This is a genomic window from Oleiphilus sp. HI0066 (assembly GCF_001635725.1).
In genome coordinates, this window is record NZ_LWFH01000647.1 from 1 (window position 1) to 910 (window position 910).

At 43.2% G+C, this 910-nt stretch carries 2 protein-coding genes; both read left to right on the forward strand.

Annotated features, from left to right (window positions below; genetic code table 11):
* A partial coding sequence (locus A3738_RS08230; RefSeq protein ID WP_156504096.1) for a PP2C family protein-serine/threonine phosphatase occupies positions 1–546 on the forward strand: 546 nt, incomplete at its 5' end.
* Positions 547–604: 58 nt separating this feature from the next.
* The coding region (locus A3738_RS08235) for an STAS domain-containing protein (protein ID WP_197473710.1) at positions 605–910 on the forward strand (306 nt) is incomplete at its 3' end.

A 910-nucleotide genomic window follows, 5' to 3' on the forward strand; every position in this document is an offset into this window, starting at 1 on the left:
GGAGCCTCGTCTGCGTTCGTCACGGTTCTCTTAAAAAATCTATCAGCACGATTACTGAGAAATTTACGCCGAAACTCAAGTGATGAGCTAAGCTGTCCAGTGAAGTTTTTGAAAAGACTCAATCAGGAATTGATTGTGTCGGATCTAGGAAAGCACTTAACCGTATTCGTAGGTATTGTTGATCATAGTGATCGCAGCCTAACCTATGCCATTGGCGGGCATTTTCCCTTGCCGATACTGAGTAGTCCGTCTGGTGCGGAGTACTTAAATGCAAAAGGTGTCGCGGTTGGTTTATTTCCTTATCCAAAGTTTGAGCGGGTTGTATGCCCTTTGCCACAAGACTTTAAAATCACTGTTTTTTCAGATGGGATATTAGAAGTTTTGCCGAGTGAGACACTAAAAGAGAAAGAAAAGTTACTTTTAGATGTTGTTTCTCGTGAGCGAGGAGGGATAAAATCATTACTGACATCGGTTGGATTGGATGATATCGATGATCTACCGGACGATATTGCCGTGTTAACGGTCTGCGATAAGGATGCGTCGTAGCGGATGGTAGGGTGTTGCTTGCATTATCAAGAGTTAGTTAGCGATGTCCGAATGTAGAGTGTTACAAGCCGATTGTAGCGGTGTATATGTATTAAAGTTGGTGGGTGAAGTCCGCTTAAATGCGTGCTCGACCATTGATGTGGCGATTGATACGATTTCTGAAAATCCCAATTTTCGGAGTCTCATTGTCGATCTCACTGAAACCATACATCTTGATAGCACTACACTAGGCATGCTGGCCAAGCTTGCTGTAAAAGCAAAAGAAAAGTCCCACTTTTTACCCTCTATTGTTTCTACCAATCCAGACGTCACCCGAGTTATCGAGTCAATGGGTTTTGACAGCGTTTTCTTGATTACGCGTGAA